At 67.6% G+C, this 9883-nt stretch carries 9 protein-coding genes; 7 read left to right on the top strand and 2 right to left on the bottom strand.

Going from position 1 to position 9883, the window contains the following annotated elements; genetic code table 11:
* From FJV41_RS45040 to FJV41_RS45020, 5 genes are all read left to right on the top strand, one after another.
* Nucleotides 1-639, top strand: a 639-nt coding sequence (locus FJV41_RS45040; protein ID WP_181791384.1) for a DNA-processing protein DprA, incomplete at its 5' end; no start/stop codon positions are given.
* A gap of 11 nt (nt 640-650) precedes the next feature.
* Complete coding sequence (gene topA / locus FJV41_RS45035) at nt 651-3233, top strand: type I DNA topoisomerase (RefSeq protein ID WP_141648810.1); 2583 nt, start codon at nt 651-653, stop codon at nt 3231-3233.
* A gap of 75 nt (nt 3234-3308) precedes the next feature.
* Nucleotides 3309-4049, top strand: a complete 741-nt coding sequence (locus FJV41_RS45030; RefSeq protein ID WP_141648809.1) for a MotA/TolQ/ExbB proton channel family protein — start codon at nt 3309-3311, stop codon at nt 4047-4049.
* Nucleotides 4050-4068: 19 nt separating this feature from the next.
* Complete coding sequence (locus FJV41_RS45025; RefSeq protein WP_141648808.1) at nt 4069-4590, top strand: ExbD/TolR family protein; 522 nt, start codon at nt 4069-4071, stop codon at nt 4588-4590.
* 3 nt (nt 4591-4593) lie between these two features.
* Entirely contained in the window at nt 4594-5178 is a 585-nt protein-coding gene (locus FJV41_RS45020; protein WP_246137815.1) for an ExbD/TolR family protein, read from the top strand.
* 63 nt (nt 5179-5241) lie between these two features.
* On the opposite strand, the gene FJV41_RS45015 is transcribed toward FJV41_RS45020, so the two are convergent.
* On the bottom strand, nt 5242-5628 hold the full coding sequence (locus FJV41_RS45015; RefSeq protein ID WP_141648807.1) for a TraR/DksA family transcriptional regulator: 387 nt from the start codon (nt 5626-5628) through the stop codon (nt 5242-5244).
* A 282-nt stretch (nt 5629-5910) separates the two neighbouring features.
* On the opposite strand from FJV41_RS45015, the gene trmFO reads away from it, so the two are divergent.
* Together trmFO and FJV41_RS45005 are read left to right on the top strand one after the other, a co-directional pair.
* Nucleotides 5911-7287 carry a methylenetetrahydrofolate--tRNA-(uracil(54)-C(5))-methyltransferase (FADH(2)-oxidizing) TrmFO gene (trmFO, locus tag FJV41_RS45010; RefSeq protein ID WP_141648806.1) on the top strand — a complete coding sequence of 459 codons (1377 nt, stop codon included), beginning with the start codon at nt 5911-5913 and terminating at the stop codon, nt 7285-7287.
* Nucleotides 7284-8951: an alpha/beta hydrolase gene (locus FJV41_RS45005; protein WP_141648805.1), complete on the top strand. Its 1668-nt coding sequence runs from the start codon at nt 7284-7286 to the stop codon at nt 8949-8951. The genes trmFO and FJV41_RS45005 overlap by 4 nt, the downstream gene beginning before the upstream one ends.
* A gap of 73 nt (nt 8952-9024) precedes the next feature.
* Here FJV41_RS45005 and FJV41_RS45000 read toward each other — a convergent pair.
* Nucleotides 9025-9883: tyrosine-type recombinase/integrase (locus FJV41_RS45000; protein WP_141648804.1), on the bottom strand; the 859-nt coding region annotated here is incomplete at its 5' end.

Raw genomic sequence — 9883 nt, 5'->3', positions numbered from 1 at the left:
GGCGTGGACCGGGCGTGCCACTGGGGTGCACTGGACGTGGGCGCGGAGACGTGGGCTTTTCTGGGGTCGGCGCTGGATGCGTTGGACCCGGCGCAAGCCCGCCTGCTTCCTCACTTTTTGGAGAGGGGCGGGGTGTTCTTCAGCGAGCTGCCGCCTGGGGTGCGGGCAAGCACCTCCACGTTCCCCCGGCGCAACCGGCTCATCTCCGGCGCATCGGATGCGGTCCTGGTGATGAGGGCAGGGGCGGAGTCGGGCAGTTTGCACACGGCGAAGGCGGGGCGGGCGCAGGGACGGCCGGTGCTGGCGATGCCCGGGGATGTACGTCAGGCGGATGCGGCAGGCTGCAACGCCCTGCTGCGGGAAGGGCACGCGAGTGCGTGCCTGGATGCGAAGGACGTCTGGCGGGCGGTGGGTGTTGACCCTGGGTGGATGGTGGCGCCGGGAAAGGCTGATTCGTGGGAAGGGCTCTCCGCGGAAGCGCGGGGCGCCTATGCGGTGTTGGACCGGATTCCCCGGACGTTCGATGAGGTGCTGACCGGGAGCACCCTCACACCCGCGGCGCTCGTCAGCGCTCTGGTGGAGCTGGAGATGACGGGGCTGGTCGTCCAGCACCCGGGCAGGCTGTACGAGAAGATCTAGGTAGGAGAGTCATGGCCACGCGGACGAAGAAGAAGGCGGAAGAGACCGAGGCGACCGAGGAGAAGGCGCCCCGCGAGGCGGCCGGTCGCACGGCCGCCAAGAAGAAGACTGCGGCCAAGAAGAAGCCCGCGGCCAAGAAGACCGCGGCCAAGAAGACCGCGGCCCGCCGGCGTACCACCAAGAAGGGTGACGACGACTCGCTGCCCGCCGTGGACGCGGACGCCGAGGAAGAGGCCACGCCGCGCGGCAAGGGGCCGCACTACCTGGTCGTCGTGGAGTCGCCCGCCAAGGCGAAGACCATCAAGAAGTACCTGGGCTCCGGCTACACGGTGAAGGCGTCCGTGGGGCACGTGAAGGACCTGCCCAAGAGCAAGATTGGCGTCGACGTGGAGCACGACTTCCAGCCCGAGTACGAGGTCATCAAGGGCAAGGAGAAGGTGCTCAACGAGCTGAAGAAGATGGCGAAGTCCGCCGACAAGGTCTTCCTGGCCACGGACCCCGACCGCGAGGGCGAGGCCATTGCGTGGCACATCAAGGAAGAGCTGGCGCATCCGGACGCGATGCGGGTGACCTTCAACGAAATCACCAAGAAGGCCATCCAGGAAGCCATCGCCCAGCCGCGTGAGCTGAACCAGGACAACTACGACTCGCAACAGACGCGTCGCATCCTGGACCGCCTGGTGGGCTATCAAATCTCGCCGCTGCTCTGGCAGAAGATCCGCCGGGGCCTGTCCGCCGGTCGCGTGCAGTCCGTCGCGGTGCGCCTCATCGTGGAGCGCGAGGCGGAGATCAAGGCCTTCGTCCCCGAGGAGTACTGGACGCTCGACGCGCTCCTGGAAGGCCCCACCGGCCCGCCGCCGTTCAAGGCCAAGCTGTCCAAGGTGGATGGCAAGAAGGTGGAGCTGAAGGACCGCGCCATCACCGAGGGCCTGGTCAACGAGCTGAAGGACGCCGCGTTCTCCGTGGCCAAGGTGGACCGCCGCGAGCGGCGCCGCAACGCGCCCGCGCCCTTCATCACCTCCAAGCTCCAGCAGGAGGCGGCCAACCGGCTGTCCTTCACCGCGAAGAAGACGATGACGCTGGCGCAGAAGCTCTACGAGGGCGTGCCCCTCGGCGAGGAAGGCCAGACGGCGCTCATCACGTATATGCGCACGGACTCCACGCGTCTGTCGGACGACGCCGTGAAGCAGGTGCGGGAGATGATCGGCTCCAAGTACGGCGCGGAGTACCTGCCGGAAGAGCCGGTGGTCTACAAGTCCAGGAAGAGCGCGCAGGACGCCCACGAGGCCATCCGCCCCACGTCGCTGGAGTACCCGCCGGAGCGCGTGCGGCCCTTCTTCGACGCGATGGACGAGCAGGACATGTTCCGGCTCTACGAGCTCATCTACAACCGCTTCGTGGCGTGCCAGATGAAGCCCGCCGTGTATGACCAGACGAGCGCGGACATCGCCGCGGGCCGGGCCACGTTCCGCGCCTCCGGCAGCACGCTGAAGTTCCCCGGCTACCTCGCGGTGTACGGCGCGGGCCTGACGCCGGAAGAGGAGTCGGAGAAGGAGAAGGCCAAGGCCGCGGGCGAAGAGGGCGCGGATGGCGCCGACGCCGTGGGCGACCTGCCGCTGCTCAACGACAACGACAAGCTCGGCCTGCAGAAGCTCCTGCACGAGCAGCACTTCACCCAGCCGCCCCCGCGCTTCAGCGAGGCCACGCTGGTGAAGGAGCTGGAAGAGAAGGGCATTGGCCGCCCGTCCACCTACGCGGCCATCCTCTCCACCATCCAGGACAAGAAGTACGTGGAGAAGCTCGAGGGCCGCTTCCGGCCCACGGACCTGGGGCAGATGACGAACGAGATGCTCGTCAAACACTTCCCCCACGAACTGGACGTCACCTTCACCGCGACGATGGAGGAGAAGCTCGACCAGATCTCCGAGGGTGAAGCGAAGTGGGTGTCGGTGCTGCGCGACTTCTACGGGCCCTTCAAGGACACGCTCGAGAAGGCGAAGGCGGAGATGCGCGACGTCAAGCGCGAGGAGATCAAGACCGACATCGCCTGTGAGAAGTGCAGCAACCACTTCGTCATCAAGTTCGGAAAGATGGGGCACTTCCTCGCCTGTTCGAACTACCCCGACTGCAAGAACACCAAGGACTTCAAGCGGGATGCCGAGGGGAAGATCGTCATCGTCGAGGAAGAGACGACGGACGAGCTGTGCGAGAAGTGCGGCAAGCCCATGGTCATCAAGCGCGGACGCTTCGGGCGCTTCATGGCGTGCTCGGGCTACCCGGACTGCAAGACGTCCAAGCCCATCTCCATCGGCGTGGGTTGCCCGGAGTGCAAGCAGGGCTACCTGACCGAGCGCCGCAGTGGCCGCGGGAAGATCTTCTTCGGCTGCAACCGCTACCCGGACTGCCGCTTCGCCGCGTGGGACCGGCCCCTGGCGGAGGCGTGCCCGGATTGCGCGTCGCCGTATCTCCTCCAGAAGTACTCCAAGCGGGACGGCGCGTACGTCGCCTGCCCGAACAAGGAGTGCGGTTACCGGCGGGAGGTCGCTGAGCAGTCGGGCGTCCCCACGGACCCGGGAACTTCGTCGGCGGCCTGAAAACCCAAGTGTTTACAGGGGGCTGGCCCGTCCGTGGCTTGACAGCTTCGGCGGGCCCGCCCTACAACCCGACCAATGATTTCCTCGGTGGTCAGCGAGCTGCTGGTCAACGCGAGCCTCGCGGCCGCGGACGCCGGAAAGCTCGGCGTCACGGACTCCGTCATCAAGTTCTTCAAGGATGGCGGTCCGTTCATGTTCGTGAACCTGTTCTGGCTGGCGTGCGCGCTGGCGGTGGCGTTGGAGCGCATCGTCACGCTGGTGTTCCGCTACAACCTGAACCCGGCGCCCTTCATGGAGCAGATCTCCAAGCTGGTGCGCGGCGGCAACCTGGACCGCGCGGTGAAGGTGTGCGGCATGGCGCCGACCGCGCCCCTGGCCAAGGTCATCCGCGCGGGGCTGGTGCACGCGAACCGGGGTGAAATCGAGGTGGCCAAGGCGGTGGAAGAGGCCCTCATCGAGCACAGCCCGCATGTGTCCAAGCGCATCCCCTGGCTGTGGTCCCTGGCGAACATCGCCACGCTGGTGGGCCTGGTTGGCACCATCTTCGGCCTCATCGGCACCTTCCAGGCGCTGGGCGACGTGCCGGCGGACCAGAAGCAGCGGCTGTTGTCGGACGGCATCTCCAAGGCGATGAACAACACCGCCTTCGCGCTCTCCATCGCGGTGGTCTGCATCATCTTCCACCTGTTCCTCACGTCGTACGCGAAGAGCATGGTGGAGAGCCTGGAGCTCAACGCGCTGAAGCTGGAGAACCTCCTGTCGCGTCGCGGCAGCGTGGACCCGGCGGCCACGGAGCTCGAAGCCCGCGCGTCGTAGGGCGGGGCGAGCGCGCGCCATGGCGTTCCACTACTCCCGCCGCAAGCTGAAGGTCCGCGAGGAAGAAGAGTCGGGCGAGCTGAACGTCGTCCCGTACCTCGACATCCTCATGAACCTCATCATCTTCATGCTGCTGTCGATCACGGGGCTGACCTCGTTCGGCATCCTCAACGTGAGCGCGCCGGGCTACGGCGCGCCGTCCACGGCGATGACGCCAGAGTCGCCGAGCGACGAGCCGAAGCTCACGCTGTCCGTGCTCATCTCCCGCAAGGGCCACTTCGTCAGCAGTGAGAACGCCATCCTCGGAGAAGGCGGCGCGCCCACGGTGCCGACGACCGCCGACGGCGTCTACGACTACGCCGCGCTCAACGCGTGGATGGTGAAGATCAAGACCGAGTTTCCCAAGGAGACGAAGGTCATCGTCGGCGCGGACGCGGATGTGCCCTACGACGTGCTCATCCAGACGATGGATGCGCTGCGCGAGGAGCAGGGTCCCCAGCGCCGGTTGCTGTTCCCCGATGTCACCCTGGCGGGGACCTGAGCCATGTCCTCCGAACCCATGTCGCACGCGCCTGATGCCGTCGACGAGGAGGCCCTGGCGCGGCTGCGCTTCCGCCGGGCGCTGTCTCGCAAGAAGCGCAAGGAGCGCGACGCGGCGGGGGAAATCAAGGAGCTGAACATCACCGCGATGATGGACATGATGACCATCCTCCTGGTGTTCCTGCTCAAGTCCTTCGCGTCGTCCTCCGCGGCGGTGACGGCCTCCGAGGACGTCCGGCCGCCCATCTCCACCACGCGCGCCACGCCGCAGGACACCATCGCCGTCACCATCACCGCCAAGAGCCTGCTGGTGGGGGAGCGGGAGGTGCTGCGGCTGCAGAACGGTCAGCTCCCCGCCGAGGCCCTCCAGGGCCGGCTGGTGCTCCCGCTCGACGCCCGGTTCAAGAAGGAAGTGGAGAAGCTGAAGTACATCGCCGAGCGCAACCCGCGGGCGCCCTTCAGCAAGGAGCTGTCGGTCATCGCGGACCGCAAGGTCCCCTACGACCTGCTCCTCAGCGTGCTCTACACGGCGGGGCAGAACGAGCTGGAGAACTACCGCTTCGTCGTCCTCAAGAAAGAGGGCGACTGAAGAACGAGCGGCGCTCCCCGGCGGAACCAGGGAGCGCCCGCCTGTCACGTCACCAGCGCGGGGCTACAGCGACGGCGTCGCGTAGTGCCCGCCGCGTGTGTCCTGCTCGTGCTGCTCGGCGTCCTCCGCGCAGCGGATGGCGAAGGGCAGGGCTTCCAGGCGGTCCATGGAGATCTCCTGGCCGCAGTCCACGCACTCGCCGAACACGCCCGTGTCCATGCGCAGCAGCGCGGCGTCGATGAGCATGACCTCGCGGCGCTGGGCCTCCATCAGGCTGGACAGGGTGTAGTCCGCCAGCTCCGACTGGGCGTTCTCCTCGTACTCGGGATCCCGCTCCTGCTCCTTGAGCGCGGTCAGCTCGCGGTGCGTGCCGCTGCTGGTGGTGAGGATTTCCCGCCTGCGGCGCTGAAGAATCTCGCGAACCTTCAGCAAATCTTGGGCTCGGCTCATGGTGGCCTCGTTTCCGTGTTGCTGTCTTCGAGTGCGTTGTGCGCTCGCTCGGAAGAACGCTGCCTCGAGCGATGAACGCGAGAAACGTAGGGGTGCAACCCAGGTGGGGAAACCGCGCCTTCCAACCGGGGGCGAAGGTGGCTCGGGGGGCAGGCGGCCGGACATGGGGCCCTGGACAAGACGCCGGGTTGACGCCCATGGCTTCGCGAGTGGGACAGGGCGTGCCAGTCCTGCTAACTGTTCGCTGACGGGCTGGCGCTCGGCGCTCCCGGGAGGAACAGGATGGCGGACGTGAAGCAGCAGCGGGTGACGGTGATTGGCGGCGGCCTGGCCGGTACGGAGTGCGCATACCAGCTCGCCCGCCGGGGCGTGCCGGTGGTGCTGCGCGAAATGAAGCCCCACAAGCGTTCTCCGGCGCACAAGTCGGATCAGCTCGCGGAGCTGGTGTGCAGCAACTCGCTGCGCTCGGACAACCCGGAGAGCGCCATTGGCCTGCTGCACGCGGAGCTGCGCTCGCTGGGCTCGCTGATTCTGAGCAGCGCGGATGCCCACCGGGTACCCGCCGGAGACGCGCTGGCGGTGGAGCGCGAGGGCTTCTCCAAGGCCATCACCGAGTCGCTGCTGCGCCAGGCGGGCGTGGAGCTGGTGGCCGGTGAGGTGGAGACGCTGCCAGAGGCGGGCCCCGTCGTCGTGGCCACCGGGCCGCTGACCTCGGATGCCCTCACTCGCGAGCTGGAGCGGCACGTGGGGCAGAAGCTGTATTTCTACGACTCCATCGCCCCCATCCTCTCCGGAGACTCCATCGACCTGACGGTGGCCTTCCGACAGAGTCGCTACGGCAAGGGCGGCGGCGACGACTACCTGAACCTGCCGATGAACCGCGAGGAGTACTACCGCTTCATCGCGGAGTTGAAGGCGGGGCAGAAGGTGGTGCCGCACAGTTTCGAGGAACCGAAGTACTTCGAAGGCTGTCTGCCCATCGAGGTCATGGCGGAACGCGGCGACGACACCCTGGCCTATGGGCCGATGAAGCCGGTGGGACTCCGGGACCCTCGCACGGGCCAGGAGCCGCACGCGGTGGTGCAGTTGCGCATGGAGGACCGCGCCGGCACGTCCTGGAACATGGTGGGCTTCCAGACGCGCCTGACGTGGGGCGAGCAGAAGCGCATCTTCGTCTCCTGCATCCCCGGCCTCCAGAACGCGGAGTTCCTCCGGATGGGGCAGATCCACCGCAACACCTTCATCGACTCGCCCCGGCTGCTGTCGGCTGACTTGTCCCTGAAGACCGAGCCCCGGGTGTTCTTCGCGGGGCAGGTGTCCGGCGTGGAGGGGTACGTGGAGAGCGCGGCGTGTGGCTACCTGGTGGCGCTGGCGCTGCACGCGCGCCTGAGCGGGAAGGAGTGGGTGCCGCCCCCGGCGACGACGGCGCTGGGCTCGCTGTTCCGTCATGTGACGGGCGAAGCGCACCCGCCGGACTACCCGCATCAGCCCTCCAACATCATCTATGGCCTCTTCCCGCCGCTGACCGGGCGGATGAAGAAGGCGGACAAGCGGGCGGCGTACTCGGCCCGCGCGAAGCAGGACCTGGCGGCGTGGCTGCCGCACGCGGGTGTCCCCTCGTCGGGCACCCCGGAGCTTGAGGAGCAGAGGAGCGCATGATGCGGCCGAGGCTGGGACGACTTCTGGGCGCGGGCCTGATGGCCTCGCTCATGGTGGCGGGCACGGGGTGCAAGAAGGGCGAGGACAGCGGGGCGAAGGGGAATGCCCCCGCCGCGACGGCCTCGGGTGGCTCCGCGCCTCCGAGCCGCGCGTCCGCGCCGAGCAGCTCCGGACGTGGCGCGCCCGCTGGAGCAGGGCAGGGCCTGCTGCTGGCGGCGGGCCGCGCGGCGGACCTGCGGCTGACGTCGGACGGACGCTTCGCCACGTACCTGTTGAACGGGCAGAAGCCCCGGCTGGACGGCGTGCCTCCGCAGATGTTGCTCGGGGAGCTGTTCGTGGTGGCCGTGGAGGGGGGCGAGCCGCGCAAGCTGGGCGACAGCGTGACGAACGTGCCGGGCGGGCTGCTGTTCTCGGCGGACTCGAAGCACGCGCTGTACCTCACCGGCTACAACCCGGCCTCGCAGTCCGGTTCGCTCAACGTGGCGGTGCTGGATGACGCGAAGGCGGAGCCGGCGGTGCTGGGCACGGCGGTCAGCTACATGCTGCCGTCGCCGGACGGGACGAAGCTGGCCTTCGTGGACGGCGGCAAGTTGAAGCTGGGCCCGCTGCCCTCGGGGCCGTTCGTCGACGTGGCGGCCGAGGTGAGCACCGCGCAGTTCACCTCCGACAGCAAGACGCTGCTGCTCAAGCGGCGGCTGTCCGCGGCGGGGGGGCTCGCGGCGGTGTCGGTGGAGAAGCCCGAGGAGGCGCCGCGCAAGCTCGCGGACCAGGTGGGTGACTACGCCGTGTCTCCGGATGGTCAGCGCGTGGCCTTCCAGGTGCGCAGCGAATCCGTGCGCGGGCTCTACGACTTGTACCTGGCGGAGCTGCCGGGGCAGAAGCCGAAGCGGCTGGCCGTGGCGGCGCAGGCCTTCGGGTTCTCTCCGGATGGCAAGTGGCTGGCGCGCTCGGAGAACGGCAAGCCGGACGTGCCGGGTGACTTGTATGTGGGCCCCGCCTCCGGCGGGCCGGGCCGCAAGGTGGGCGAGCGCGTGGAGATCTTCTCCTTCTCCCCGGACTCGCAGGCCGTGGGCTTCCTGGACAGGTACGACGTGACGGCGCGCGCGGGCTTGATGGCCGTGGCCTCGCTGCCGGATGGCGCGCCGAAGCGGGTGGGGGACCGTGTGCCCAACTTCGTCTGGGGCTCGGACGCGCGCTACGTGGCCTTCCTCTCGCGCTTCCTCAAGCCGGAGTACTCCGTGGACCTGATGCTCTATCCCCTGGGCGCGGAGAAGGCGGAGAAGGTGCACCGGGGCGTCTTCGGCTACGGCTTCATGCCGGGCAACGGGCAGGTGGTGTTCCGCGCCAACTGCATCCGCAACGGACGCGCGTGTGACTTCAAGGCGCTCGAGCTGCCCCAGAAGGCGGACCCGCAGACGTGGCTCCAGGGCATCTTCAGCTACAAGCTCTCCGCGGATGGTCAGCGCGTGCTGGCGACGTCGGCGCGGATGGACTCGGACACGTACGACATCGCCGTGTACGACGCGAAGACGCAGGCGCGAAAGCCGTTGGACCAGGGCGTCCAGGTGCCGGTGTACTTCGGCGGCAAGGATGACTCGCGCGCCGTGTACATCATCTCCCAGGGGCCGAAGGCTGGCGTCTACAGTGTGTCGGCCCTCCCGTAGTCGCGCGTCGCGTGGGGTTCACCGGAGCGTGAGTTGGAAGCTCACGCCTCTCCGTCCCGAACCTCCAGGGTTTTCAGTGGTTTGCCGAACCGCTGAGAGCCGCCGCGTTCGGCGTGTGCCCCCTATGTGCCCCTTCGGTGGCGATACCCGAAACGGCAAGAGTCAGAGGGCTCGGCTGGTCAAGCTGCTGCACCGCGCTCGCTCGTGTCTCCGGCGATAGATGGGCGTAGCGCATCGTCTCTGCGATGTCGGCATGCCCCATCAGTTCCTGGATGACCTTCATCGGCACTCCCCGCATGGCGAGGTGGCTTCCGTAGGTGTGTCGCAGGTCGTGCCAGCCGATGATTCCCACCTCGCGAGTGATGCCCGCTCGACGGAGCGAGCGTTCGAGTGGGGAGACCATCTTGCCGGATGTGAGCGGTTGGCCATCTTCCTGGCAGAACACATAAGGCCCGCGCAGGTGTCGATGCGTCCTGAGTGCGTCTACCACCGACGCGGGGAGGTCCACTGTTCGCTCACGCCCGCTCTTGGGCAAGCCTGTCACCCCTCGCCAGATGGAGCGTTTGACTTGCAGTTTGCTTCCCTTCAAGTCCAAGTCGTTCCACTGGAGACCAATCAACTCGCCCTGTCGAAGCCCTGCCTTGATGGCGACGAGAAGTAGGGGCCTCCACTCGGGCTCGGACGTTTCGATGAGGTGCTCCGCTTCCGCAAAGCCAAGGAAGTCGAAAGAGGGCTTCTGCGTCTTGAGCCCCTTGACGTGGGGGACGTGCGGGACAACGCCTTGCTCTTGCGCCAAGGCCAGCAGCTTGTGGAGCACCTTGAGTGTGTCGTTGATGTACTTGGCGGACAGAGGCTCTGGACTCGGCACATTGCGCGCGTTGAGGGCAGGCCGCACCGGGGTGTCCTGCCTGACGCGTGAGCGAGACGGCTTC

Source organism: Myxococcus llanfairpwllgwyngyllgogerychwyrndrobwllllantysiliogogogochensis, assembly GCF_006636215.1.
Taxonomy (GTDB): domain Bacteria; phylum Myxococcota; class Myxococcia; order Myxococcales; family Myxococcaceae; genus Myxococcus; species Myxococcus llanfairpwllgwyngyllgogerychwyrndrobwllllantysiliogogogochensis.
The sequence above is the reverse complement of the archived record's forward strand: the minus strand, read 5'-3'. Positions and strand labels throughout refer to the sequence as shown.